Origin of the sequence: [Bacillus] enclensis (assembly GCF_001456935.1) — a bacterium.
GTDB classification, from domain to species: domain Bacteria; phylum Bacillota; class Bacilli; order Bacillales; family Bacillaceae_B; genus Rossellomorea; species Rossellomorea enclensis.
This window is the reverse complement of the sequence record NZ_KQ758482.1, coordinates 745866-772488: the sequence shown is the minus strand read 5'-3', so window position 1 is coordinate 772488 and position 26623 is coordinate 745866. Positions and strand designations below refer to the sequence as shown.

Annotated in this window: 30 protein-coding genes and 1 pseudogene; 28 read left to right on the top strand and 3 right to left on the bottom strand. The window is 43.0% G+C overall.

Annotated features, from left to right (window positions below):
* The first annotated feature begins 29 nt into the window (after positions 1–29).
* The 7 genes from AS034_RS03835 (at position 30) to AS034_RS03805 (ending at position 6333) form a co-directional block, all read left to right on the top strand.
* Complete coding sequence (locus AS034_RS03835; RefSeq protein ID WP_058297595.1) at positions 30–1157, top strand: conserved virulence factor C family protein; 1128 nt, start codon at positions 30–32, stop codon at positions 1155–1157.
* A gap of 40 nt (positions 1158–1197) precedes the next feature.
* Positions 1198–1632 carry a BrxA/BrxB family bacilliredoxin gene (locus tag AS034_RS03830; RefSeq protein ID WP_032087993.1) on the top strand — a complete coding sequence of 145 codons (435 nt, stop codon included), beginning with the start codon at positions 1198–1200 and terminating at the stop codon, positions 1630–1632.
* 82 nt (positions 1633–1714) lie between these two features.
* Positions 1715–2494 carry a class I SAM-dependent methyltransferase gene (locus AS034_RS03825; protein ID WP_032087994.1) on the top strand — a complete coding sequence of 260 codons (780 nt, stop codon included), beginning with the start codon at positions 1715–1717 and terminating at the stop codon, positions 2492–2494.
* 574 nt (positions 2495–3068) lie between these two features.
* Positions 3069–3656, top strand: coding sequence for a YpjP family protein (locus tag AS034_RS03820; RefSeq protein WP_032087995.1), 588 nt, complete (start codon positions 3069–3071; stop codon positions 3654–3656).
* A gap of 403 nt (positions 3657–4059) precedes the next feature.
* Entirely contained in the window at positions 4060–4752 is a 693-nt protein-coding gene (locus tag AS034_RS03815) for an anthrax toxin lethal factor-related metalloendopeptidase (RefSeq protein ID WP_058297594.1), read from the top strand.
* A 91-nt stretch (positions 4753–4843) separates the two neighbouring features.
* A complete protein-coding gene (locus AS034_RS03810) occupies positions 4844–5800 on the top strand; it encodes a thymidylate synthase (protein WP_058297593.1) in 957 nt (318 codons plus the stop codon).
* A 47-nt stretch (positions 5801–5847) separates the two neighbouring features.
* Complete coding sequence (locus tag AS034_RS03805) at positions 5848–6333, top strand: dihydrofolate reductase (protein WP_058297592.1); 486 nt, start codon at positions 5848–5850, stop codon at positions 6331–6333.
* A 339-nt stretch (positions 6334–6672) separates the two neighbouring features.
* On the opposite strand, the gene trhA is transcribed toward AS034_RS03805, so the two are convergent.
* Positions 6673–7311 (bottom strand): PAQR family membrane homeostasis protein TrhA, encoded by a 639-nt coding sequence (gene trhA, locus AS034_RS03800; protein ID WP_032087999.1) that lies wholly within the window; start codon positions 7309–7311, stop codon positions 6673–6675.
* Between the two features lie 183 nt (positions 7312–7494).
* Between trhA and AS034_RS03795 the strand changes: the two genes are divergently transcribed.
* The 5 genes from AS034_RS03795 (at position 7495) to AS034_RS03775 (ending at position 11115) form a co-directional block, all read left to right on the top strand.
* A complete protein-coding gene (locus AS034_RS03795) occupies positions 7495–8148 on the top strand; it encodes an SOS response-associated peptidase (RefSeq protein WP_058297591.1) in 654 nt (217 codons plus the stop codon).
* Positions 8149–8244: 96 nt separating this feature from the next.
* Positions 8245–8496 carry a DUF2535 family protein gene (locus AS034_RS03790; protein ID WP_058297590.1) on the top strand — a complete coding sequence of 84 codons (252 nt, stop codon included), beginning with the start codon at positions 8245–8247 and terminating at the stop codon, positions 8494–8496.
* Between the two features lie 148 nt (positions 8497–8644).
* Entirely contained in the window at positions 8645–9487 is an 843-nt protein-coding gene (locus AS034_RS03785; RefSeq protein ID WP_032088002.1) for a DegV family protein, read from the top strand.
* A 215-nt stretch (positions 9488–9702) separates the two neighbouring features.
* Positions 9703–10497 carry an SGNH/GDSL hydrolase family protein gene (locus tag AS034_RS03780; protein ID WP_032088003.1) on the top strand — a complete coding sequence of 265 codons (795 nt, stop codon included), beginning with the start codon at positions 9703–9705 and terminating at the stop codon, positions 10495–10497.
* Positions 10498–10527: 30 nt separating this feature from the next.
* The gene (locus AS034_RS03775) at positions 10528–11115 is read left to right on the top strand and encodes a YpmS family protein (RefSeq protein ID WP_032088004.1); all 588 of its coding nucleotides are present in this window, start codon (positions 10528–10530) and stop codon (positions 11113–11115) included.
* A gap of 30 nt (positions 11116–11145) precedes the next feature.
* Here AS034_RS03775 and AS034_RS03770 read toward each other — a convergent pair whose 3' ends face one another.
* Positions 11146–11889 (bottom strand): DUF4397 domain-containing protein, encoded by a 744-nt coding sequence (locus AS034_RS03770; RefSeq protein ID WP_032088005.1) that lies wholly within the window; start codon positions 11887–11889, stop codon positions 11146–11148.
* 337 nt (positions 11890–12226) lie between these two features.
* On the opposite strand from AS034_RS03770, the gene rsgA reads away from it, so the two are divergent.
* The 6 genes and pseudogenes from rsgA to AS034_RS22205 all read left to right on the top strand — a co-directional run bounded on the left by rsgA (position 12227) and on the right by AS034_RS22205 (position 15830).
* Positions 12227–13267 carry a ribosome small subunit-dependent GTPase A gene (gene rsgA, locus AS034_RS03765; protein WP_058297589.1) on the top strand — a complete coding sequence of 347 codons (1041 nt, stop codon included), beginning with the start codon at positions 12227–12229 and terminating at the stop codon, positions 13265–13267.
* A 169-nt stretch (positions 13268–13436) separates the two neighbouring features.
* Positions 13437–13922 carry a peptide-methionine (S)-S-oxide reductase MsrA gene (msrA, locus tag AS034_RS03760; RefSeq protein ID WP_231938005.1) on the top strand — a complete coding sequence of 162 codons (486 nt, stop codon included), beginning with the start codon at positions 13437–13439 and terminating at the stop codon, positions 13920–13922.
* Positions 13919–14344, top strand: coding sequence for a peptide-methionine (R)-S-oxide reductase MsrB (msrB, locus tag AS034_RS03755; RefSeq protein WP_176716078.1), 426 nt, complete (start codon positions 13919–13921; stop codon positions 14342–14344). Before msrA ends, msrB begins: the two co-directional genes overlap by 4 nt.
* Positions 14345–14452: 108 nt before the next feature.
* Complete coding sequence (locus AS034_RS03750) at positions 14453–14953, top strand: PTS sugar transporter subunit IIA (protein ID WP_032088008.1); 501 nt, start codon at positions 14453–14455, stop codon at positions 14951–14953.
* A 116-nt stretch (positions 14954–15069) separates the two neighbouring features.
* Positions 15070–15261 (top strand): annotated as a pseudogene (locus tag AS034_RS22210) (transposase); the annotation flags it as partial.
* A 416-nt stretch (positions 15262–15677) separates the two neighbouring features.
* On the top strand, positions 15678–15830 hold the full coding sequence (locus tag AS034_RS22205; protein ID WP_064563943.1) for a YjcZ family sporulation protein: 153 nt from the start codon (positions 15678–15680) through the stop codon (positions 15828–15830).
* 61 nt (positions 15831–15891) lie between these two features.
* On the opposite strand, the gene AS034_RS03745 is transcribed toward AS034_RS22205, so the two are convergent.
* Positions 15892–17691, bottom strand: a complete 1800-nt coding sequence (locus tag AS034_RS03745; RefSeq protein ID WP_231938004.1) for a methyl-accepting chemotaxis protein — start codon at positions 17689–17691, stop codon at positions 15892–15894.
* Between the two features lie 298 nt (positions 17692–17989).
* Between AS034_RS03745 and AS034_RS03740 the strand changes: the two genes are divergently transcribed.
* The 10 genes from AS034_RS03740 to AS034_RS22200 all read left to right on the top strand — a co-directional run bounded on the left by AS034_RS03740 (position 17990) and on the right by AS034_RS22200 (position 26299).
* Complete coding sequence (locus AS034_RS03740) at positions 17990–19312, top strand: aspartate aminotransferase family protein (RefSeq protein ID WP_032088009.1); 1323 nt, start codon at positions 17990–17992, stop codon at positions 19310–19312.
* Positions 19312–20004 carry a 3-oxoacid CoA-transferase subunit A gene (locus tag AS034_RS03735; protein WP_032088010.1) on the top strand — a complete coding sequence of 231 codons (693 nt, stop codon included), beginning with the start codon at positions 19312–19314 and terminating at the stop codon, positions 20002–20004. The genes AS034_RS03740 and AS034_RS03735 overlap by 1 nt, the downstream gene beginning before the upstream one ends.
* Positions 19983–20645 (top strand): 3-oxoacid CoA-transferase subunit B, encoded by a 663-nt coding sequence (locus AS034_RS03730; RefSeq protein WP_058297587.1) that lies wholly within the window; start codon positions 19983–19985, stop codon positions 20643–20645. The genes AS034_RS03735 and AS034_RS03730 overlap by 22 nt, the downstream gene beginning before the upstream one ends.
* A 23-nt stretch (positions 20646–20668) precedes the next feature.
* Positions 20669–21937, top strand: coding sequence for a peptidase (locus AS034_RS03725; RefSeq protein WP_058297586.1), 1269 nt, complete (start codon positions 20669–20671; stop codon positions 21935–21937).
* Between the two features lie 138 nt (positions 21938–22075).
* Positions 22076–22912: a putative beta-lysine N-acetyltransferase gene (ablB, locus tag AS034_RS03720; protein WP_058297585.1), complete on the top strand. Its 837-nt coding sequence runs from the start codon at positions 22076–22078 to the stop codon at positions 22910–22912.
* Between the two features lie 101 nt (positions 22913–23013).
* On the top strand, positions 23014–24435 hold the full coding sequence (gene kamA / locus AS034_RS03715) for a lysine 2,3-aminomutase (protein WP_411159500.1): 1422 nt from the start codon (positions 23014–23016) through the stop codon (positions 24433–24435).
* Between the two features lies 1 nt (position 24436).
* Positions 24437–24709, top strand: coding sequence for a YokU family protein (locus AS034_RS03710; protein WP_052011589.1), 273 nt, complete (start codon positions 24437–24439; stop codon positions 24707–24709).
* Between the two features lie 73 nt (positions 24710–24782).
* Positions 24783–25007, top strand: a complete 225-nt coding sequence (locus tag AS034_RS03705) for a YozE family protein (protein WP_032088016.1) — start codon at positions 24783–24785, stop codon at positions 25005–25007.
* A 180-nt stretch (positions 25008–25187) separates the two neighbouring features.
* Positions 25188–25844: a hypothetical protein gene (locus AS034_RS03700; RefSeq protein WP_058297583.1), complete on the top strand. Its 657-nt coding sequence runs from the start codon at positions 25188–25190 to the stop codon at positions 25842–25844.
* A 278-nt stretch (positions 25845–26122) separates the two neighbouring features.
* A complete protein-coding gene (locus AS034_RS22200) occupies positions 26123–26299 on the top strand; it encodes a YozD family protein (protein ID WP_064563934.1) in 177 nt (58 codons plus the stop codon).
* The last annotated feature ends 324 nt before the right edge of the window (positions 26300–26623 follow it).

Sequence of the window (26623 nt, the reverse complement as noted above, 5' to 3'; positions counted from 1 at the left end):
AAATAGAGATGGCAGAAAGGTGGTTAATCGTGAAAATCGTATCGATTGAACCTACGCCCAGCCCGAATACGATGAAGATCCTTTTGGATAGGGAACTCGAAGCTGGGAAAAGTAATAATTACAAAAAAGATCAGGCTGAAGGTGCACCTTCGATTATTAAAGACATCCTTCTTATAGACGGAATCAAGGGAGTTTATCATGTGGCAGATTTCCTTGCCGTTGAGAGAAATGCGAAGTTCGATTGGCAGGAGCTCCTTCCGAAGGTGAGAAAAGCATTTGGTGAAGAGACTCATGAGGCATCGGCCGAATCCCGGATGGAAGAGCATTTTGGAGAAGTGAATGTCTCCGTGCAGGTTTTTAAAGGCATCCCCATGCAGGTAAAGGTAACAGATGGAGAAACGGAGAAACGGTTTTCTCTTCCTGAGCAGTTTATGAAAGCACTGTCAGATGCCCAGCAGGACGGGGACAATGTTGTTTTGCTTCGGAAGTGGAAGGAACATGGTGTAAGATATGGTGAACTGGACGATATCGGCAGCGATGTTATAGAAGAATTGACGGCTGCATATCCAGCTTCAAGACTGGAAAGCCTCGCAGAACAGGCAGTCGAATCAAAATCTGAAGTACAGCCTGTCCGACGGAATAAACACAAAATCACACTGGATGACCTGGGAGCGCCTGATTGGCAAACCAGGTATCAAAAGCTTGAAGCGATGGATGATCCTTCACTTGAAGATCTGCCTGTCCTTGAAAAGGCACTTGAGGATGAGAAGGTGTCGATCCGGCGTTTGGCTGTGGTGTATTTAGGAATGATCGAGGACGAGCGGGTATTGCCTTATTTATACAGGGGCCTCGAAGATAAATCTGTTTCGGTCCGCCGTACTGCAGGTGATTGTTTATCTGATCTCGGATTCAAACAGGCTATGCCGCAGATGGTGAGAGCACTGCAAGATAAGAGTAAATTGGTGAGATGGCGTGCTGCAATGTTTCTTTATGAAGAAGGCGATGAATCAGCACTTCCAGGTTTAAAAGAAGCAGAAAACGACCCGGAATTCGAAGTGAAGCTGCAAGTGAAAATGGCGATTGAACGCATTGAAGGCGGAGAAGAAGCCAAAGGTTCTGTTTGGAAACAAATGACCGAAGCACGGATGCAGGACTGATATAAGTCTGGGATGAAAACATAATGGGGGGAATTTAAACATGTCAATGGCTTATGAAGAATACATGAGACAACTGGTGAAACCTATGAGACAGGAACTTGTCCAGGCGGGATTCAAGGAGCTTGGCGATGAAGAAGCAGTTGAGCAGTTTATGGAGAGTGCAGAAGGAACGACCCTGGTAGTCGTGAATTCAGTCTGCGGATGTGCAGCGGGACTTGCAAGACCTGCTGCCACACAGTCCGTCCTGAATCATGAGAAAGCTCCCGATCAGCTTGTAACAGTGTTTGCCGGCCAGGATAAGGAAGCAACAATGAAAATGAGAGAATACTTCGAAGGATATGAACCTTCATCCCCATCTATGGCATTGCTGAAAGGGAAAGAAGTGGTTCATTTCATTCCAAGAGAAGAAATTGAAGATCATGATATCGCAGACATCATTTCAAACTTGACTTCTGCATTTGACAAATATTGCTGACGAATACTTGGGGAACTCAAAAAGGGTTCCCCATTTCTGTGTTATCATTTATAGAAAATGAATCATAAAGGAGATAACCGAATTGTTTGTAACAACATGCGGGAGAGCGAACGAGAAAGTCATCGGAAAAGCACTTCAGATTGCTTCCGATTTGAAGATTCCGTATATTGACCGGGGAAAAAAATCACTGAGCCACCATATGGACAGACTGGGCAGGGACTGCTTGGTGGCAGGTAAAGAGCGCCTGGAGCTTCATGAAAGGGAAAAGAGTGGAGAACCCTTCTTCTTTCATCCTAACTCTGCATCATTCCGGATCAAGAGATTAATGAGGGGTGAAAGGGATCCCCTTGTGGAAGCGGCACGCCTTGAGGAAGGGATGAGTTTTCTCGATTGTACACTTGGGCTTGCTTCAGACAGTATCATCGCAAGTCATATAATCGGAACTGACGGAATGGTGAAGGGGATAGAGGCAAATGAGTATATCGCCTATATCATTTCTGAAGGATTGAAAAACTGGGTATCCCCCCTTGAAGATCTGAACGAAGCGATGAAAAGGGTAGAAGTCTGCTATGGCAATTTCGAAGAGAAATTGATTGACTGCGGGGACAAATCGATGGATGTGGTCTACTTTGATCCCATGTTCGAGGAAGCACTCACAGATTCAACAGGCATCAATCCGATCAGAAACTGGGCCGCCTATACGCCATTGACGGCAGAAGTGATAGAAGAGGCAAAGCGTGTTGCCCGTAAGAGAATCGTCATGAAAAACCACTACCAGTCACCACTATTCGACCAACACGGATTCCAAGTCATCAAAAGACCCTCAGCCAAATTCCATTTTGGAGTCATTGAGCTGGGTTGAGAGGCTGTGGGCAGGGGATGGTTTAGTATGAGGTGCTTCCAGCAGTTGTTTGGAGTGCAAGACGAAGACTCCTGCGGAAGAAGTGGCTAATAAGAAAAGCGGAAGGGCTTCGTTCAGAGGCGGGTGGCATAAGATGAACCGGCCGGGAAGGCGTTCCTTGCTTTCTTGGACGGTTTGGGTTATGACATGAGCCTCTAAGCCCTGCAGCTAGACAAGTGAGACCCCGCACAAAGCCGAGGAGGCTCACATGTCACCCGCGGAAAGCGAAGTCTTGCACGGAAATCAACTGCGTCGGCAAGCATTTCAAACAAAAAGACAGGCATCAACATTGCCTGTCTGCTTTTTTACATCAGTCAGTGAACCCAAGAACCACAAAATACGCCAATAACAATAAATAACCAATATTAATCATAATTCCAGTATCCATTCTAGTGCTCCTCCTTACGAAATATCCTCATTAATATACTACCACAGAAATATTTTTATATCCTACAAAAAAATGAAACCTTTTTCACTTTTTAAACGTAAAAAATAGTATAATAATAGAAGCAATACATAGGAAGGGACGTTATCTATGTCAACTTGGCTCAAAAAGTCGTTTTTTGTTCTAATATCGATCCTTACATTTGGACTGGTCTCACCCTCACAGGCATTCCTGAATGAGGAAGGTCATGCACTTGCCAAAACCAGCGGAAAACCATCCTCGGTTGAAAGCTCGGAAGAAGAAGTCCATCAAGAAGAAACGGTTCTGACAAGAGAAGATTTTATGGACCAGATGATGGAGAAGGCAGAGGAAAATTCATACTTGAAATTCGGAGCTAAGATTAAGCCATCTATTGAAGATGAATTCAAGAGCGTCATCCTTCCAAAGATGGAACGCGCAATCGAGCAGACCGCTTCACAGTATGAAGAAGATTTATCATTCCTCGTCATCTCAGAAGTTCCTCATTATGCAAAAACAGAGAAAATCTTTCATATTTACGATAACAGATCGGGAGAAGATGTCATCCGTTTTCACGTAAGAAAAGATCATCCTCCCAAAGACGGCTATTATTTCAATTTCCACTACCATACGGTTCATGATGATTTCCAGACCCATCATGATTTAGGAAGCATTTATTGGGATAAAAACACTCCACCTCAGTGGATGAGCGTTTCATAGAACGAATGTACATAAAGAGGCTGAGACAAAAGAACTTTTGCCTAAGTAAAACCCGAACTAGTTTGCCTATTCAATGGCTGATTAGTTCGGGCTTTTTGTTAGAATATACTTTTAGCTAGTTAGTTCTTTCCAGCGGTTGATTGGAGTGCAAGACGAAGACTCCCGCAGGAACGCAGTGACGAGGAGGCTCACGGGCTACCCGCGGAAAGCGAAGTCTTGCACGGAAATCATTAGCGGTATAAAGAAACTATACTGATATTGTCATTTTTTTAGTTTAGTCCCAGCCTTCTTTAATGGCTAAAAACAGAGATACCTGGTAAATTGGAAGGATTCTTTCGTAAAAGATCATTTAATAGTATGGTAGAATAGTAAGTAGAACTGTCGTCAATGGAGGTTCTTTTACATGAAACGAGCAGCTATCATTCTCTTCCTGGTCGTCGCTTCCCTTATCGTCTGGAAGCAGACACAGGCAAATTACAGCGGTATTCTATTAAAGCATTCATCCATAAAAACTGCCATGAATTTAAATTCAGAAGAACAGCTGGAGAATATTGTCCTGCTCCCGGAAACAGATTTTGATAAAAGTGAAGCCAGGGGCATCATCCGCAGACTTGATCATATTCCCAGCCATTTACTCAGCGCGGTCGATAATCAAGAGATAAAAGTCCGTTTGTTCGAAAGGAATTTAACGGATTTTTCTACTACCAGTCACTTAAAAGGAGTGACGCCGAGAGGGTATTCAAATAAGGATACGACCTGGGACGATGTACCCGGGATAGGCGGTTCCAAGCTCGTCCTCGTGAAGATCGGACATAGCGAAAAAGGAAAAGGACATGATTCGGTGAACCTGGAATTACATGAACTTGCCCACAGCATTGATCGATATGTTATCAACGATCCCTACTCGGATATGGCGTTTACTCATATATGGAAAAAAGAGGCTCCTCTTTTGTTTCCTGGTCAATCTTACTTCATTGATTACCAGGAAGAGTATTTTGCTGAAACATTTGCTTTATATTACTTAAGCAAAGATTCAAGGAATCTATTGAAAAGAAAAGCTCCATCTACGTATCAATATTTTAAGTCATTGGGTTGACTCTCAATGATGATCGAGTACACAATTAAGCAGAAGGAATATCCTTCTGCTATACATAACGAAATTACTATTCAGCGAAGGGGCAATGATGATGAAACACGGTGAACATGCATATCTGGATATGTGCCGTCATGTATTGGACAACGGCTTTAGAAAAGAGGACCGGACAGGGACCGGCACTCTATCAGTCTTCGGCTATCAAATGAGGTTTGACTTATCCAAAGGATTTCCGCTTCTGACTACCAAACGGGTGCCTTTCCGACTGGTGGCAAGTGAATTGCTGTGGTTCATAAAAGGGGATACAAATATCCGTTATTTGCTGCAGCACAATAACAATATCTGGAATGAGTGGGCTTTTAAGAACTGGGTGGAGAGCAGTGAGTATTCAGGCCCGGACATGAAGGATTTTGGATTAAGAAGCCAGGAAGATGAGGAATTCAATAAACTATACCAAAGGGAAATGGAACAGTTCAAAGAGCGTATCCTTAATGATGATGAGTTTGCAAAGAAATTTGGAGACCTGGGACCGGTTTACGGCAAGCAATGGAGGGCATGGGAAACGACTTCAGGCGGGGCAATTGATCAGTTGAAAGACTTGATCGAACAGATTAAGACCAATCCTGACTCAAGACGTTTGATTTTATCCAGCTGGTCGCCGGAGTTCGTCCCGATGATGGGACTGCCGCCTTGTCATACCCTGTTTCAATTTTACGTCGCGGATGGTAAATTGAGCTGTCAGCTTTACCAGCGCAGCGGGGATATCTTCCTCGGAATCCCTTTCAATATTGCAAGCTATGCACTGTTGACCCACTTGATTGCACATGAATGCGGCCTTTCGGTCGGGGACTTTGTCCATACGATTGGGGATGCGCATATCTATACCAATCATATTGATCAAATCACCACTCAGCTTGACCGTGAACCAAGGGCGTTTCCAAAGCTTTCACTGAACAGCGATGTCAAATCGGTGTTTGATTTTGAAATGGAAGACATCGAATTGGAAGGATACGACCCTCACCCATCCATAAAAGCACCGGTTGCTGTTTAATCATATACAGCTCCAATCTTAATATTGGAATTGAAAGGGGATAAATAATGATTTCATTTATCGTAGCGATGGACTCAAAATCAGCAATCGGAAAGAACAATGAACTTCCCTGGCACCTGCCGGCTGATCTGGCTTTCTTTAAAAAAACGACAATGGGAAAACCGATCATCATGGGGAGAAAAACCTTTGAATCAATCGGCAGGCCTCTCCCTGGAAGAGAGAATATTGTGGTCACAAGAGATAAAGACTATGTGGCCGAAGGATGTAATATTATACATGAGTTGGAGAAGATAACTGAAATTGATGAAAGTCAGGATGAAGAAATCTTTGTGATTGGCGGAGCCGAGATCTTTAATGAAATGTTTCCTTACGCAGACCGTCTATATGTTACCAGGATCGAAGAAGAATTCAGCGGGGACACTTTCTTTCCTCCTTTTGATAAAGAGGAATGGGAATTGATATCCAGTGAAAAGGGCCCTAAAGATCACAAAAACCCATATGGTTATTACTTTATGATATATGATCGAAAATAAAAGAAGAACCCAGTAAGAAAAGTGGCTGGGATAAAGTGTCTTAGTTTAATTAAAAACCGCACGTATTTGCTTAGGATGCAAATTCGTGCGGTTTTTTAGTCATGTTCAATGTACTTTTTATTATTTTCGCTCTTGCCAGCGGTTGATTGGAGTGCAAGACGCAGACTCCTGCGGGAAGAGTAGCTTATGTGAGACCCCGCAGGCTTGCCGAGGAGGCTCACGGGCTACCCGCGGAAAGCGAAGTCTTGCACGGAAATCAATAGCGGTATTTAAGGCTAATGCTAAAATTGTTGGCCTTTAAGTAAGAATATTTTAGTTTTGTTCCAGGTACTTTTTGATTTAAACATAAAGCAAAATACAGAAATACATACAGCCGCTTCCTGCAAGGACAAATAAATGCCAGATTGCATGGTTATAAGGAAGCTTATTCCATACATAGAAGATGGCACCGATCGAATACAGGATGCCCCCGGCTAACAGTAGGGAGAACCCAGCCCCGGAAAGACTGAAATAAAGCGGCTTTACGGCGATGATGACAAGCCATCCCATAACAAGATAGAAAAGGGTGGAGACCACCTGATACCGGTCGACGAAATAGCATTTGAATACCACTCCCGCCACGGCAAGCCCCCACACAATCCCGAAAAGGGTCCAGCCAAGAGCTCCCCTTACACTCACAAGCATGAACGGTGTATATGTCCCTGCAATTAAGATATATATAGCAGAGTGATCAAGAACGGCGAACAGGTTCTTGGCCTTCGATGGTTTAAAGCTGTGAAGCAGAGTGGAAAATAAATAAAGAAGGATCATCGATGCCCCGAATATGGAAAAGCTGACTATGTGCCATGGCGTACCTCTGTCTATGGATATGATGATCAGCATGACCAATGCCGGGATGCTCAATATAAATCCGATGCCATGGGTGATGGCATTGGCAAGTTCCTCTTTCCAATTTGAATAATCAAAGTCATATGTCAAAAGAAAACATCCTTTCCGACGAACAGTAATTGTTGTGTATTTATCGTAATCCTCTTTCCAAAAATCTGCAACCATTTTGCGGGAGATATTGTTTTTACGGGCGGTTTAGGTTACTCTCTTTTTAAGAAAAGAGAAGTTGAATTCGCTAAAAGGAGCAACAAATATTGCAGAGGTGACAAATCTATGTGTGGAAGGTTTTCTCTTACGACGCCGCTTGAAGAATTAGTAAACCAGTTTTTGATTGATAAATTCATCAAAGAAACTTCACCGAGATACAATGTGGCCCCGTCACAGAAAGTACTGTCGCTTATTTCAAAGAACGGTGTAAGAAAGGCAGGTGAAACGTTGTGGGGCCTTGTTCCGGGCTGGGCAAACACGAATAAATGGAAACCATTGATCAATGCGCGCAGTGAAACATTATTGGATAAACCAAGTTTTCGCTCATTGGTGCACAAAAGGAGAATGGTCATTTTTTCGGATGGGTTTTATGAATGGAAAAAAGGGGAAGGTGGCAAAATCCCTGTGCGTTTCCTTCTTAAGAGTGAGGAACCATTTGTTTTTGCCGGACTATGGGACAGGACAAGTGATGGAAGGGTCACATCAACCATCCTTACGACAAAGGCAAATGAAGTGGTCAACCCCGTCCATGACAGGATGCCGGTCATACTGAAGAATAATGATGATATTGAAAAATGGCTGGATACAGACAAATATCGCTTTGAAGAAGCTTCACCCTTATTAAGGTCGTATCCCGGGGAAGAAATGAAGAGCTATGAGGTTTCGATGATTGTGAATTCGCCCAAAAACGATAGTAAAGAATGTATCACCCCTGCTTGAACACAATTTTTTTCAGTTTTGCAAAATTAGACATTATATGCGCTTCATCCTGAGGTATAATAAGAATACAAACGGGTATAAAAGAGGATTGATACTTTGCTGACAAAAACCATTGAGTTCAAATCAAAGTATGGAAGGAAAGTCAAAATCTTAGAAGTCCCTGTATTAAAGGAAGACAGCCCGCTCTCCTTCAGAGTAAATCTGAAATTAAATGCTTTCATAATGAAAATCTCCAAAGACGAAACGAACAGGTCGGCATTCAGTTTCAGGGAATATCTGAAGAAAACAATGAAATGGTCCGATTATGAACAAGTTTACCACAATTCAGAACTGAAAAATAATGCATGACCACCTGCGCTGCATCCAGGAGAGTTTCCACTCTGGATCCAGCCTTTTTCTTTTCTGGAACGTTAACTTCATCAATTGATAAAATCTATTTAATTCCTGACTCGTAAACGTTATAATACAAGGGATATGGTAGAAGGATGTGGCTAAGTTGAACAAAATAAAAATCGTTACAGATTCAACAGGAGATTTAACAGAGAAAGAAATAAATGATTTGGACATTCATGTTGTTCCTCTATCCATCACCATCGATGGGGAAACATATTTAGATAGGGTTGAATTGACTCCTTCGAGCTTTTTGGAAAAGATGAGGAATTCAAAGGAACTCCCTAAAAGCTCGCAGCCCCCTGCCGGAGCTTTCCTTGAAAAATACGACGAATTAGGAAAAGATGGATCGATCATACTCTCGATTCATATGACCGGCAATATGAGTGGAACTGTAAGATCGGCAGAATCTGCTGCAGAAATGTCTTCTTCACAGGTGAAGGTAGTAGATTCACGATTCATTTCAAGGGGCCTTGCTTTTCAAGTAATCGAAGCTGCCAAGCTTGCAAAAGCGGGAAAATCGCTTGAAGAAATCCTTCGTTCGATCGAAGAAATCCGAAATAAAACCGATTTGTTTGTTGTCGTCGATACATTAGAAAACCTTGTAAAGGGCGGCAGGATCGGAAAGGGCAGGGCAATGATCGGCTCTTTGCTTAATATCAAACCGATCGCATCACTGGCAGGCGGGGAGTATACCCCGGTGGCAAAGGTCCGAAGTCATTCTCAGGTTGTAAAATACTTAACTTCCCAATTCGTTGATGACGTCAAGGGGAAAACAATCCGCGGTGTCGGCCTGGTCCATGCGGATGGAATGAAACTGGCTCAGAATATAAAAAATAAGATCAAAGAAAAGACCGGGTTTGATGAATTTGAGATAGGTGAAACGACTCCCGTCATCAGTACCCATACTGGAATCGGGGCTATTGGATTTATGTACTATACAGATTAAATCGCAAAACGGCGGAGGGTCCTTCGCCGTTTTTGACGTTACGGGAAAAATCCCGAATACCTTTGTGATTCAAATATACATTTAATAACATATACTAATTATATGAACATTCATCTTAGAAAGCAGTTTACAATTCGTTTATGTATTCTTAACAAAGGTTTTACTGATATACTGTCGTGATATAATAATATTAAAGTGTAGGCGAGGTGAAGCAGATGAAAAGGATAGCATTCTTCATGCTTGCTTTTGTTCTTCTATTATCGGGATGTTCCATGGAAGATGCAGCAGAACATGTAACAAGGGAAGTTTCGTTATGGGATAAAGAGACCCCAAACGAAGACTTCATACCGAAAAATTTAAAAATCGTCTCAATCGGGGATTCCCTCACTCAGGGAGTAGGCGACAGCACGAAAAGTGGAGGGTATGTACCTTATCTTGAGGATCACCTTGAGTCTATGGAAGGTATAAATAATGCACAGTTCCATAATTACGGGGTAAGGGGAAACCGCACGGATCAGCTGCTGAAACGGTTGAAAGAAGACAAAGTGAAAAAGTCGATCGAAGAATCTGATGTCGTCATGATCACCATTGGAGGAAACGATGTCATGAAGATTTTCAGGGAAAATCTTTCTCATTTGAGTCTGGAAGTTTTTCAAGAAGAAAAACGCTTGTATCAGGAAAGGCTTTCTGAAATCATGAAGACGATCAAAAGCTATAACCCGGATGCAGGGGTCGTGCTTGTCGGACTATATAATCCATTTAATACTTGGTTCTCTGAAATAGATGAAGTAAATCAAATCATTTCCAATTGGAACAGTGCAAGCGAACAGGTATTGAGCAGCTATGATAAAACGCTCTTTATAAAAATTGACGATTTGTTTATCGACAGCGGGGATACACTGCTCTATGAAGATTACTTCCATCCAAATGATGAAGGATATAAACTGATTGCGGACCGGATGTTTGAGACTCTTTCACAAGGGGAAACAATTGCAAGACTGACTGATTAACGATATATAGCCAGAAGAGGAGAAGCCGTTATGAAGAACAAATGGAAGGCAGGTTTTTTTGCCTTATTGGGAGCGTTGATTGCAGGAATCGTCATACTGCTAATCATGATTTTTGCTCCAGCCGAAAACGATGAATTACCCTTAAACAAAAATAATACTGACAAAGAAGTAGGGTTTGATGTCAGATCGAACAAGCACGACCTGAATCTCATCATCGAACACTATATTGAAGAAGAGGGCCTGAAAGGTCCGGTCGACTACGATGTGAAATTAAAAGATGATGTAGAATTGCACGGATCTGTGCCTGTTTTTACGTCAGACCTGGATTTCAAGCTTACCTTTGAACCCAAGGCACTGGAGAACGGGGATATCCTCCTTAAACAGAAATCAATTTCAGTTGGAGCCCTGAACTTGCCTGTATCGTATGTTTTGAAGGTCATCAGGGACTCATATAATTTTCCTGAATGGGTTAAGATCCAGCCGAGTGATGAGTTAATTTACGTGTCACTTCAGGATATGAAACTCAAAAGTGATATTAAAGTGCGTGCAAAGGAATTTGACCTGGAAAAAGACAACATCATGTTCAGATTGTTAGTGCCTGTAGATCAGGCTCAATAAAAAAAGGATGACCAAAACGGTCATCTTTTTTTATCCTTTTAATAATAGAGTTTCGAGTCCGGGTTCACCCTCTGCGAATCCTACGGCGACAATGGTATATGGCTGATTGGCTTTTAAACTTACGCCAGGTATATCCAGCACTGTATTTTTTGTACCAGCGATTCTTGCTTCAAGGTTAACCGTCATTGGAGTCAGATTTAAATATTCAGTTGCCTGTTTGAAAGAAATGTCCGGAAATACTGTGTCTCCCCCTTTTACACCTATATCGACCGCAGGGGCATCAGGTGAGAGATGAATGAATTTGATCTTGGTTTCCCCGTTCGGGACTGACGGATCGTCTATATACGGAAGAAGCTGCAGTTTTTTGGAAGTGCCGACAGCAGCAAGTGTATATACCTTGCCCGGCTCAATTTTAACTTTTTTGCTGATCAGCGTGTTGACGCCGGTGCCGGCTGGATAGATATCTATGTGGTATTTGCCTGCAGGCAGCGTAAGATAATCACTGATATCCTTGAATGCCACATCCCTTAAGACACGGTTGGCATTGATATATATATCTACACTTGGTGCATCGGGGACGGCGTGAAGTACTCTGACATAAGCTGGCTGGCTGGAAAGATTCATTTCTCTCTGCTGGGCTTGGAGGGCAAGATTCATATATTTTATATGCTTTTGATAATAATGAATATGCATGGAAGGATTACTGTATTTATAATATCCCGCCAGTAAATCGTATAAAGAAGCCTTATTTAGATAATCTTGTTGATTTCTCATCGCTTTCTCCCCTTTAATCTTTCTCAACACCTTAGAATATGCATATGAAGTAAAATGGTGAAAGTACCCATTTTTATATATTCTTCAGAAAAAATAAAAATTTCTCTTGAATCCTCAGAATCTTTAAGCGATAATATACTTAACTTACAGAAAGCGGGTGATGAGATATGAGCAGACAAATGATCAATCAAAAAGCATATCAGCATAAATATGTCTCTGCATGTCAGCATACCGCTTTAACCGGTGATTTAAATTAGTGGTCTTCTTATACCCTGATGAATGAATCCGTTGGCGTGCAGAGCGCTAATGGATTTTTTTTATTTTGGGAGGACTATGGATGAAAACGATCAGAACACAATTATTCGAGAACAAACTGGAGTCGTTGGGGGAAGGACAGTTAAGCCTAACCAGGCTTGGAAGGGTAGTGACCGAACAAAAAGGCGCATACAGGGTCATGACTCAATCCGATGACTTGCTTTGTAAAATATCCGGGAAATTCCGTTTTGAAGCGGTCAGCAGGGAAGGCCTGCCTGCAGTCGGGGACTGGGTTTCACTTAATGAAGAAGGTAATATCATAGAAAGAGTATTTCCGAGAAACAGCAAATTCTCAAGGAAGAAAGCAGGGTTGGAAGCGGAGGAACAAATCATCGCTGCCAACATTGATACAATTTTCATCCTTTCTTCCCTAAATGATGATTTGAATATCGGAAGAATCGAACGTTATTTATTGCTCTGCTGGGAAAGCGGGGCGAATCCAGTGGTTGTATTGACGAAGGCTGATGCGTGTACAAATGCTGCCGAAAAGAGAAAAGCGGTGGAAGACAAATTATTTGGGGTGAAGGTCCTTACCATCAGCTCGATCACCAAAGAAGGAATCGAACAGTTGAACCCCTATTTAGAAATGGGTAAAACAGTGGCGTTAGTCGGTTCTTCAGGTGTAGGAAAGTCGACTTTGACAAATCTTCTCATTGAAGCAGATGTTCAGAAAACGAAAGAGGTCAGGGGCGGTGATGATAAGGGACGGCATACGACGACACATAGGGAATTATTCCTATTGGGAAATGGGGCCTCCCTTATCGATACACCAGGGATGAGAGAAATACAATTATGGCAGGGACAGGACGGATTGTCTGCTCAATTCGGTGACATCGAAGAGCTGGGGTTGTCATGCAGGTTCAATGACTGCTCCCATGACGGTGAACCGGGCTGCAGGATCAAGGAAGCAATCCTGGCAGGTGAACTTGATCATAACCGATTGAATCATTACCACAAGCTTCAGAGGGAGATTGCCTATACAGAAAGAAGAGGGAACAAGCGGCTGGAATCCCTGGAACGAAAAAAATGGAAAAACATCGGGAAACAGCGCAAGCTCAAATAACGTATAAAAGATTGATTCTCTAGAGAGTCAATCTTTTTAATTTTTCACTTATATGAGTTAAAATTTCTTAAAAAGGGAAAAGTCTAATTATCACTATGAAAGGTTGATGAGGATGTCAAATGAGCAAAGGTTACAAAAGGCCGCGTTTGCCGGAGGATGTTTCTGGTGTATGGTGAAACCATTCGATGAACAGCCGGGTATCGTGAGTGTCACCTCGGGGTATACAGGGGGCAGCACCAGGAACCCTACATATCAGGAGGTATGTTCCGAAACGACTGGACATTACGAAGCTGTACAAATCTTATTTGATCCTGAAGTGTTTCCTTATGAAAAATTACTTGACGTGTATTGGCAGCAGATCGATCCAACAGATCCAGGCGGCCAATTTTTTGACAGGGGCCATTCCTATAAGACAGCTATTTTTTATTATAATGATGAACAAAGGACGGCGGCTGAGAAATCAAAGCAGGAACTCGGGGTGTCAGGTAAATTTGACAAGCCCATCGCAACAGCCATCCTGCCCGCAAAGGAATTTTATCCTGCCGAGGAATATCATCAGGATTACTATAAGAAAAACCCAGGGCATTATGAACGGTACAGCCATGGTTCAGGAAGAAAGGCTTTTATAGAAGAACATTGGGGGGAGAAATCATGAAAGATAAAGAAGAACTCAAGAAAAAGCTATCACCAGTCCAGTACGAAGTGACACAGAATAATGGCACAGAACCGCCATTTAGAAATGAATACTGGAATGAGTTCAAAGAAGGAATCTATGTTGACGTCGTTTCAGGAGAAGCACTTTTCAGCTCAAAGGATAAATACGATGCAGGCTGCGGATGGCCAAGCTTCACAAAACCCATCGACCAATCGGAAATTGCAGAAAAAGAGGATCGGAGCCATTTCATGGTACGAACCGAAGTCAGGAGCAAATCAGCTGATTCCCATTTGGGGCATGTGTTTGATGACGGACCGGGTCCGACGAAACTAAGGTATTGCATCAACTCGGCGGCGCTCCGCTTCATCCCATATGAGAAGCTGGAAGAAGAGGGATACGGTAAGTATAAGAGGTTATTCTAAGAAGCTGGTATTGTTGTGAGTACTTTCACATATGTGCTAAAATGAGATTTGCATGTTTATGCAGTTGTACATATGTGTAAATACTTAATATAGGAAGGTGAAAGTCTTATGCTAAAAAAACTATTTGGTAAAAAAGAGGAAGCACCTAAAACTGTCGTTGCATCGGCACCGCTGACAGGAACGGTCAAATCGCTTGATGAAGTTCCGGATCCGGTATTCTCCCAGAAGATGATGGGGGATGGAATCGCAATCGATCCTTCAGAAGGCAAGGTCGTTTCACCAGTGGACGGGGAAATCATGCAGCTCTTCCCTACTAAGCATGCTGTCGGAATCAAAGCAAAAAATGGAGCTGAACTGCTGATCCATATCGGACTAGAAACGGTTTCCATGAATGGTGAGGGCTTTGAGGCACATGTGTCGGAAGGATCAAAAGTGAATAAAGGGGATGCCCTTATTACATTTGATCTTGACTTGGTGAAAGAAAAAGCGAAGAGCACGATTACCCCTATCATCCTGACAAACGGAGACAACATGGGTGAGCTGGTTAAGAAAGAGGCTGTTTCTGTAACGGCAGGAAAAGAAGAAGTATTGGAAATAACTGCAGAGTAAGATACGTAAAAAGGTGTGTTCACACCGCTCCAGGGCGGAAGTGGACACACCTTTTTTTTATGGAAAAAAAACCTGGCCTAGGCATAGTCTCTAAAAAGCATCCATCATAATATTAAATAAATATTAGTTTAGTAAATACTACATGGAATTGTAAGTATCTCATCGTATATAGAAAAGGTGTAGAGATTATTTAGCGACTGCATGCAAGGACCATGTCCATACTGTTGGTTAGTATTCCACCTAAATTAAGTGTGTCTGCGTTTGTATGTTACTTAAAAGGAAAGAGTAGTTTAATGATATTTGATCGCCAAATAAAATTTGAAGTAACGAAATAGTAGGAGTTTTGAATAAACCCGGACCAACTTGACGCCGCTTTGGTGAATTCGGGATATTATTTGTTATTAGTAAATTTACTATTAAGCACTTTCCAGCGGTCGATTTGGCTTATGACATGTGCCTCTAAGCCCTGCAGCTGGACATGTGACACCCCGCAGGAACGAGGTGGCGAGGAGGCTCACGGGCTACCCGTGGAAAGCGAAGTCTTGCACGGAAATCATTAGCGGTATTTAAAGTCCACTCTAAAATGTTCGCTCTTTTAACCTTGACAAAAAAATTACCCCAGGCGGAGCGTTTTCTTTTTTGGGCAAAATGGGCAAATACACAAACAGTGGCCGGGCACTTGACATACATTGTCATTGTAAATAAAAAATGAGGAGAGATAGATATGTATAAAGGTGCTGTAGAACCTGCATATACACAATGCTACCCAGGTTATGGATATCCAGTTGGCGGAGTAGGCTGCGGAAATGGCTTTGCTTTGATTGTTGTATTGTTTATTTTGCTCATTATTATCGGAGCTGTATGTTACTGTAATTAAATTGGATGAAAAAAAGGTGCTGAAGCAGACTGCTCCGGCACCTTTTATTTATTCAGGAGAACTAAATTTTAAAGCTTGATACAAGTTCTTTTAGTTTTTCAGCCTGCTGTGATAATTCAGAGGCACTTGCAGTGACTTCCTGCATGGCAGCCGACCCCTGTTCGGATGCCGCTGCGGTTGACTCGGTGTTGGATGCGGTGGCAGCAGCAATTTCATTTACCTGTGCAAATGAATTCGCAACTTCCTGGCTCAGATTGAGTGTGGCTTGTATATGATCCACCATTTCATTCACAACGACAGTCGTTTTACTCGTCTGATTAAGGATATCCTCAAGGGAAGCATTTGTTTCATTTGTGATCTCCACCCCGGCGATGACTTCTTTCACACCTTCTGAGTTTTGTTTAATGATTTCGTCTACTTCTTCTTGAATACTGTGTACGATTTCCGTCACGCCTTTTGCTGCCTTTTGTGATTGTTCGGCCAGCTTTCGTACTTCGTCGGCTACAACTGCAAATCCCCGTCCGTGTTCACCTGCACGGGCAGCCTCGATCGCTGCATTCAGGGCTAGGAGATTGGTTTGTTCTGCAATCTCAGTGATTGTGCCGATGATGGTGGTAATCTCAGAAGAACGCTTACCGAGAGCTTCAACTGTTTGACTTGTGTTGGCCATTGTTTCTTCGATATTCTGCATTTTAGTGGAAGAAGCCTGAACAGAGTTTCCTCCTTTTTCGGCTACATTCCTCATATCATTTGCAGTCTGTTTCACTAACTCGGCCTGATTGAACAGAAAACGCGCTGCTTCTTCGAGGCTGTTCATCTTTTCAGATGAGTTTGACATTTTCAAGGTTGTCTGATCGGTCCCTGCAGCAATCTCACTTGACGTTTCGGCAATGGACGTGATGGTCCTTGATGTTTCCTCGGCAGAAGCCAATAATTGCTGTGAACTTGCCGATACATTTTCAGCCATCTCTGATACTTGTCTGACCAGGACGGATATCCCTTCAATGAGCTGGTTTGTGTCTGAAGCGAGTCCGGCCAATTCATCCTTTGACTTGACCTTTATCCGTTTCGTCAAGTCTCCGCCGGCATTGGCGATTTCCAGAATGGAACGGCTGATCTTGTTAACATTGGTTTTAATATTCTTTGAAAGAACAAAACCAAAAAATGCAGCCAAAAGTACAGCGAACGCGGATAAACTGATGGTCGCAATCTTAGAAATCGTGACCTGCTGATTCAATGAATCTATCCTTTTCCCAAGATCTTTTTCCTGATCGACGACAATCATATCTACATAAGAACGGATTCCATCGAGGTATTTCTTTCCAGTCCCAGACTCCACCAGCGCTGCCGCTTTTTCAAGTCCGTCATCTTTCCTCGTGTCGATGACCCTGTCAACGAACTGAATCCAGTATTCATATTGTTTAGTGATTTTCTCCATCTTATCGAGTTGTTCCTCGTCGTCCTTCAGCAGGCTTGTCAGATCTTTGAAATGGTTTTCAACCTCTCTCTTCCCATTATCATATGGGGCCAAAAATCCGGTTGCTCCCGTGATGACAAATCCCTGTTCACCAATTTCAATGTCATTCAATACTTTCGATAAGTCCTTCACTTTCGTATCCACTTTCATGTCGTATTGTATCAGTGTGTTGATTTCACTCTCCAGCTTCATCATATTGTAATAAGAAGTTGAAGCAAGAATCAATAAGACGATGGTCAACAGACCAAATGAAAGCACCACTTTTCCGCGGATCGTGCGGAAATAAGTAAGGAATCCCCGATCTTTCTTTTTCTTTTGCCCTGCCGCTTTCTTTTTCTTTGCTTTAGGCAATTTGGTTGGTTTTTTACCTTTTTTATTAAACACTGCATCCCCCTCCTGGACGTGTAAAAAGTAGCATCAAAGGATGAACTTACCATTATTCTACCCATAATATTCAGATTAATCTAGTCTATTTAGGTAACTTTATGTCGAATTTTAACTGTTAAACAGGGACTTTAGTAATATTTTTTGTTCTGGATAAAGATTGTCTATCAAGTTTCATATTTTTTGAAATGCAAAGAAAGATTCGGGATTCCATACATATGAATGAAGTATGGGAACTTTCATCTAATGAACAGCCGAATGATAAAGGAGCTTACACTCTAGTCTCAGGAGGGAGAATATGCCTCATTCACATTTAATCAAACCCTTGATTGGTGATCATTATCCGATGATCGATTTTGGGAAGGGTATTTACTTGTACGACAAGTCAGGGCGGGAATATGTAGATGCATGTTCAGGCGCAGTCACTACTAACCTGGGGCATGGGATGGAAGAAATCATCCAATCAATAGTAGATCAGGGAAACAAGGTGGCATTTGTCTATCGTTCGCAGTTCAGCAATCAGCCTGCAGAAGATCTTGCAGCATTCCTTTATGAAAAAACGGGCTATCCATGGAGTTTCTTTGTAAACAGCGGTTCCGAAGCAGTGGAAACGGCCATTAAGATTGCACTGCAGCATTGGCAGGAAAAAGGCATGCCTTCTAAACGCAGAGTCCTTTCAAGGTGGCTGAGCTATCATGGAATCACGTTTGGGGCCTTATCTGCTTCTGGTCATCCAGTCCGGAGGGAGCGCTTCGACTCGGTCATAGGGGATTGGCCGGCCATTGAGCCTCCATATTGTTCAAGATGTCCATTCGGCAAGACGTATCCTTCATGCGGACTTGCCTGCGCAGAGCAGCTTGAAATCATCATATCAAGAATTGGGGCGGATAATATCGCCGCTTTCATTGCAGAGCCGATCATCGGGGCTGCAGGGGGCGCCATAACACCCCCTAAGGATTATTACTTACGCATTAAAGAAATCTGTGAAAGGAATGACATTTTGTTCATTTCCGATGAAGTCATGACCGGATGCGGAAGGACCGGTACATTCATGGCCCTTGATCAATGGGGGGTAGAGGCAGATATTGCAGCAGTGGGAAAAGGATTGAGTGCAGGTTATTCCCCGATTGCGGCAACACTCATATCCGATCGTGTGATGGATCCGATTTTAAATGGGACAAGGGTTGTGATGAGCGGACACACGTTCAGCGGGAATCCGCTGTCTTCCGCGGCGGCTCTTGCTGTCCTGAAGCTGATAGATTCTGAGAAAATCATTGATAGTGTGGACAGTAAAAGTACGTACTTAATAAATTTACTGGCTAAATTGAAGAATGAATTTTCTTTCATAGAAGAAATAAGAGGAAAGGGTCTATTGCTGGGAATCGAATTTGAGCCGATAGGTGAAGCAAACGGGGGTTCTTTTACTTCTTCGGTTGTGTCTACGGGAGTGGAAAACGGAATCCTGCTGTACCCGGCTGCAGCTGGAATCGACGGCAGGAAGGGTTCGGCCATTATCCTGGCTCCGCCTTTGAACAGCTCAAAACGGGAACTCGAAGAAATATATAAACGGTTACGTTCAACCTTGCAAACGATAGAAAAAAACTCGGGAGGAAGTTCGTAATGGCTGAAAAGCTGAATAAAATCCGCAGCTACGAAGAGATCCGGCCTCTTTTTCTTCATCATATGTGTTTAATGTTCGGCGGGTTTGGAGGTGTGGGATCGCCCCCGACGCTCATAAAGTGCATCCTTGAGTGGGGGATAAGAGACCTTACAATCATCGGAAATGACACCGGTTTCCCCCATATAGGGATTGGACAGCTGATTGCTGATAACAGAGTTAAAAAAGTGATTGCCTCACATATCGGTTCGAATCCGATTGCAGGGAGGTTGATGAGTGAAGGGACGCTTGAAGTGGAGTTTTCCCCGCAGGGTATTTTGGCTGAAAGAATAAGGGCAGGCGGTGTGGGGCTGAAAGGGATCTTGACTGATATCGGTATCGACGATCCCTACTTGAACAAAGGAAAACCTGTGATTGAACTAGACGGCGCCTCTTATTTGTTCGAGTCCGCTTTAACCGCCAAGGTCGGCATCGTCTTTGCCAAAAAAGCGGATCCATTTGGGAACCTGATTTATGACAAAAGTGCAAGAAACACGAACCCTTTGGTTGCAATGGCTGCAGATATAACCATTGTGGAAGCAGAGGAAATCGTGGAAAACGGAGAGTTAGATCCTGAAGAGGTCGTGACCTCCGGAGTATTCGTCGATCATATTGTACCTTCTGAAGGAGTCGACTGGAAATGGATATGGGAATAAAGAATAAACTTGCGAAACGTGCTGCACGTGAAGTAAAGGAAGGAATGACCGTCAATCTGGGAATTGGCATCCCTTCGCTCGTACCCAATCATCTGCCTTCAGGGTATGGAGCCGTCTTTCAATCGGAAAATGGCATCGTCGGGATAGGTGCTGCCCCGCCAAAGGGCAAAGAAGATGAAAATTTATGCAACGCAGGCGGGTTTCCGGTCTCTTTAGTGAACGGGGGGAGCTATACAGACAGCGCTGTTTCATTTGCGATGATCAGGCGGGGCAAAATTGATCTGACGATATTGGGTTCTCTGCAGGTAAGTGAAAAAGGGGATTTGGCAAACTGGATCATTCCCGGTAAAAAAGTGCCCGGGATGGGAGGGGCTACGGAGCTTGCTTCCAAGGCAAAAAGGGTGATTGTATTAATGACACATCTCGACAAGCATAATACCAGCAAGCTTGTTAAAGAATGTACGCTCCCCTTAACGGCTAAGCAGTGTGTGTCCATGATCATTACAGACAGGGGAGTTTTCTCGATAAATCAAGGTCGGTTGATATTGGTCGAAATATTCCGTCCCTATACGTTAAAAGAAATCAAGGATTGCACGGACGCCGATTTTGTTACAAGCCCCGACTTACTCTATATCGATTAGAAACGGGAAGGAGAGGGACTGAATTGAGTGATATACACCGTCTGATAAAGAATAAATTGGATGAAAAAAAGAAAAGTACCGTGGAACTTCTTCAAAAGATGGTTCAGGAGGAAAGTACGAGGGGGAGCGAATACAGGGCTCAGGCTGTCATCATCGAAAAATGCAGGGAGTTGGGGTTGGACCTCGATATTTGGGAAGTACAGGAACAAGAACTGAAAGAGCATCCTTTTTACCGGTGTGACCGCACTGATTTTAATGGGAATCCAAATCTGACAGCTGTTTTGAAAGGGACCGGCGGCGGCAGGAGCCTGATCTTGAATGGTCATATCGATGTTGTTCCTGAAGGAGACAGATCGGATTGGAAAGTCGATCCTTACAGCGGGACTGTCATCGAGGGGAAGTTATACGGCAGGGGTTCGACTGATATGAAGGGAGGGACGGCCTCCCTATTGTTGGCGATAGAAATTATACAAGAACTTGAAACTCCACTAAAAGGAGATATCATCTTTCAAAGCGTAATAGAAGAAGAAAGCGGTGGTACCGGTACCCTGTCAGCATTATTGCGGGGCTATACAGCGGATGGTGCGGTGATACCCGAGCCTACAAATATGAAGATTTTCCCGAAGCAGCAGGGTTCGATGTGGTTCAGGCTTGCCGTTAAAGGGAAGGCTGCCCACGGAGGCACCAGGTACGAAGGGGTCAATGCAATTGAAAAGGGATTCAGTGTCATCACAGCACTAAAAAATCTTGAGCGGGAAAGAAACGAGAGGGTACATGATCCATTGTATGAAAAGGTCCCCATTCCCTTACCAATTAACATAGGGAGAATTGAAAGCGGAAAGTGGCCATCTTCAGTGCCGGATTTAGCTGTGATCGAGGGGAGAGTCGGAGTTGGACCTTGGGAGACAATGGATGACGTTGAAAAGGAATTTGAAGAATGCCTTTCTGCAATGAGTGAAGTTGATCCCTGGTTTAAAGATCATCCAGTTGAAATTGAATGGTTTGGCGGGCGGTGGCAGCCAAGCGACTTATCACCCGAACATCCTATCATGACCTCGCTGAAAGCCAAGTTTAATGAAGTCATGAGTACAGAACCGGTAATAGAGGCTTCCCCCTGGGGCACTGATGGAGGGATTCTTTACCAGGGCGGAGGAATACCCGTTGTCGTTTTCGGTCCGGGGAAAACAGAACTTGCACATGATGCAAATGAATACATTGAATTGGAAAAAGTCTTTCAAGCGGCAGAAGTATTATCCCTGTTTATTATTGATTGGTGTAATGGGAAGGAATGACCGAAGCCCTGCCTTTAATGTAGAGACTCGAAGTAATATCCATTCTCTAGGGATGACAGGCAGTTCATTTTTGAGGGGATGTTTGTTTCATATCCTCTCAGACCGATTCATATGTTGATAAAAAAAGGGTGCTTGCTTATGCAGATGTATGAAGAAATCGAGCAGTCAAAACTTTCAGCTGCATTATATCTAGATGAGATGAACAAAAGGATCCGGGTCGATCTGGCAAGGGGGGATCTCACATCTCTTCTGACATACGTAGAAAACAAGGCTGCCACTTTTCCTTGTGAAAAAATTATTTTTAAGGCGAGGGAACATCAATTCAGGACTCTGTTGGAAAAGGGGTTTGTGCACGAAGGGATGATCTCTCATTATTTCAACGGGGACCGTGCTCATTTCCTCTCAAGATTTTTAAGGGAAGAACGACGGTCAAGTAACCATTGGAGTGAAGAAGATGCCATTCTTTCCTCCGTTCAAAACTTGGGGGTTAAACCCTTCGTAAAGAACGATGATCATCCCATTTTGCTGGCGGGAAGCGGGGATGCAGCTGAGTTAGCCACCCTGTATAAAGAAGTTTTCCAGGTTTATCCGGTACCCCTGCAAGATCCCGCATACATCAAGGATGCGATGGGAAAAGGAACTATTTTTGTATGCATACGTGAAAACAACCAAATCATCAGCGCTGCATCGGCAGAAATTGATGATCAGCATCATAATGCAGAAGTGACGGATTGTGCAACACTTCCTCAGTACAGAAAGGGAGGCTACATGAAGAGTCTGATTATGAAGCTTGAGGAAGAGCTGCTGCTGCGGGGGATATTCTGTGTTTATACCATTGCCAGGGCCCTTTCCTTTGGGATGAATGCTGCCTTTCATCAATTAGGCTATCAATATGGGGGAAGGCTCGCAAATAATTGTTATATTTACGATAAGCTGGAAGATATGAATATATGGGAAAAAGATCTAGGGCGTTGAATCATTCTGGAAAAGGATGAAAAGACCAGGCTGATAGAGCGGGCCGGCCATCATATGGTTCTTATGGTGAAACTTTATGAAAGATGGTGGATGAATTGAAGATGAACCTATATAGACCAAAGAGGGACTGGAAGGATATTGAGTTGTGGAAGGATGTAACAGAGGAACAATGGAATAACTGGCTGTGGCAGCTGACAAATACAATAAGAACCCTTGATGACTTAAAAAAAGTCGTGAATCTGACTCCCGAGGAAGAAGAGGGGGTAAGAATTTCAACAAAGACGATTCCCCTGAATATTACACCCTACTATGCCTGGCTGATGAATGAAAACGATCCCAGATGTCCTATAAGAATGCAATCAGTTCCAATAGGAAAAGAAATCAATAAGACAAAATATGATTTGGAGGATCCCCTCCATGAGGATGAGGATTCGCCGGTACCCGGTTTGACACATCGATATCCGGACAGGGTTCTTTTCCTCGTGACAAATCAGTGTTCCATGTACTGCCGTTATTGTACAAGAAGGCGCTTTTCGGGACAAATCGGCATGGGTGTGCCGAAAAAACAACTGGATGCCGCAATCGAATATATCCGTGAGACCCCGGCTGTGCGGGACGTATTACTGTCGGGAGGGGATGGGTTATTGATCAATGATCAAATCCTGGAATATATCCTGAAGAACCTCCGGGAAATCCCGCATGTTGAAATCATCAGGATCGGTACCAGGGCCCCGGTGGTATTCCCGCAGCGGATCACAGAGAATCTTTGCAGCATATTGAAAAAATATCATCCTGTTTGGTTGAACACACATTTCAATACGTCTATCGAAATCACGGAAGAATCGAAAAAAGCCTGCGAAATGCTTGCCGATGCAGGGGTGCCTGTAGGGAACCAGGCGGTCATCCTGGCGGGGATCAATGACAGTACCCCGATCATGAAGAAACTGATGCATGATTTGGTCAAGATACGCGTGCGGCCGTATTATATTTATCAATGTGATCTTTCAGAAGGCATCGGGCATTTCAGGGCACCTGTGGCCAAGGGACTGGAAATCATGGAAGGCTTGAGGGGACATACTTCTGGATATGCAGTGCCTACTTTCGTATTGGATGCTCCGGGAGGCGGAGGGAAAATATCCCTTCAGCCTAACTATCTCATCTCACAAAGTGCTTCTAAAGTCGTTGTCCGGAACTTTGAGGGAGTGATTTCAACGTATCCCGAACCGCAGGGATATATAGCCGGAAGAGCGGATGAATATTTTAAGGAAATCTATCATGATGAAGAAATTAAAGATACAACCATAGGAATTGCGGGCTTGATGAATGACACTCATGCCTCTTTGACCCCGAATGGATTAAAAAGGCTGGAGAGAAGGAAACAGTACGAGGATGACCCATCTCATCATTCCTTGAAGAACTTCAGGGATAAACGGGATCAGCTGAAAGAAAAGAAGCATAAAGCCATGCTTGCAAAAATGGAAAATACAGCCGTCAAAAAGGATGACAGTGCCGATGGAAAATAACATCAGGTGCGAGTGGTGCGGTGAAGCAGAAGTCGCCAAGGAAAAAGGAAATGTATACTGGGAACTTCCGGACGGCACCAGGGCAATCACAATAGAACAAGTCCCGGTGCTCAACTGCAAAAAATGCGGGATGGAATATCAGGAGGAGCATGTAATCAATGAAATTGAAGATCAATTAATGTTGATAGACACCAAAAAGCTCACGGACCGGCTTACGTACGAAGAACTTTTGAAAATTCCAAGATTCCTAAAGAAGAATTATTTCCGTTTTTAGCATCATGCTTTACGGATGCCCCATCATCCGCTATCCTTTTAAAAAAGACAGTTTTATAAGGACAGGTGGTTTGATGAGAAAGTCATTTTATCATTATTTAATGAAACACAGGCAGCCGACAGCGAAAGATGATATAACGAGGTTTGCCAACGAAGCATATGATGATCACAGCTTCCCGAAACAATCGTGGGATTACGATGAAATCAGTTCATACCTCGAAATGAATGGTTCATACCTTGAGAGCATGATCATCTTTGACCGGGCATGGGATCTATATCTAATAGAAGAAAAAGGATAAGAAATAGACTGACTGAAGTGAATCTTTGAACTGAAGTCAGTCTTTTTTTTCCTCAATTGACCAGAGAGATAGTGGGTATCCGTCCAGATTCGATGAGGGAAGCGGAAAACCGAATTCTTGTATCCCGTTACAGTGATAACTGCATATTATATAAAAAAGGCGATTAAGGGTGAGGGGAGAATGAAGAATCGAAAAGAGCCTAAATTCAGGGTAGGAGAAACGGTAGTCGTGACAATCTACGGTACAGTAGGGAAGATAACGAATATAAAAAAACTGGATGGGGAATTCCTTTATGAAGTAAACGATAGTGAAGGCCTATTCAAAGAAAAAGCACTGGAGCTCCTGGAATCTTATGACGGTTATATTTTCGAACAAGAACAAATCGATATCGAATATAAATTTTTATTTGGAGATCTGGTCATCGTTAAGGGGTATGAAGAGGATTTATTTAAAGTGGTCGGATTCCGGACAGAGATCTGGCGCTATAAAGACGATGCCTGGGAAGACGTCATATACGAATTGATGAGGATAACCGACGGGGAATGGCTGGAAGCAGACGAAGATGAAATCACTCTTGTAGCAGATGAAGAACAGGCGGAAGCGTTCATTAAAAAGTATGGTTTTGTGTTTCCTCATAAAAAGGATGCCAAGACCAAACTCCTTAAGTCCCCTTCACATAAAACAAGCTGGGTGGACCAGCTGCTCGATTATTATAATGACTATAAAGCTCTTTATCTTTTCTTTCGCGATCCCACGTATAAAAAGAAAATGGAGCATGTCCTTGAGCAATTGAAAAATCACGCAAATTCTCACTCCGCAGTCAAAGAGAAGGAATAATCCACATAATATATAAAAATAGCGGAACACTTATCAATAAGAAAGATATCAGTATGGCACGAAGAACCCATTGCATACAGGCTGCAATTTTCCCTTCGCCGCTTTCAAAATCTTTTAGTGTGGATCGGCCTTTTTTGATCAATGTCAACATATATAATCGCTCCTCTAATCTTAATGGTAAAGTGTATGCTTGTCCTGAACCTCATATGAAAACTTTTTTTCTGCTGGCATAACTAAGCTGTCAGCATCATAAATTGAGAATCAAAGGGGGCGATCAAATGCGGGAGATAGAAGTCTTTATCGACACTGAAGAAATTGCCGACTTCTTCATGAAAGAACTTGTGCAAAGAGGCTATGTTCCTTCCGAAGAAGAACTTGAGGAACTGGCGGACATAACCTTCGAGTATCTGATTGCCAAGTGCATCATTGACGAGGAATGGGAAGAGGACGTATAAATTCGAATGAAAAGGCCCGTCCCTCTGGCGCATTCATATGTGCCGGGGGGCGGACCTTTTTTATTTTTGAAACCAAAGGAAACATATAACCGTATATATAGATACAATAAATTTGAATGGGGGAACCCCGGGTGCTAAAGAAAATACTGAAGAGTTTATTAGGATCACATTCTAAGCCGCACTACTACAGTTCAAGTGATAATTGGAAGAAGTATAAAAAGCATAAACATTATGGTCATCATCATTACAAGAAAAAATATAAGAGTAAAAGTTTCTTCTCAAGCTTTTTCAGCAGCTAGGACACATCATGATCGGATCCCTGTT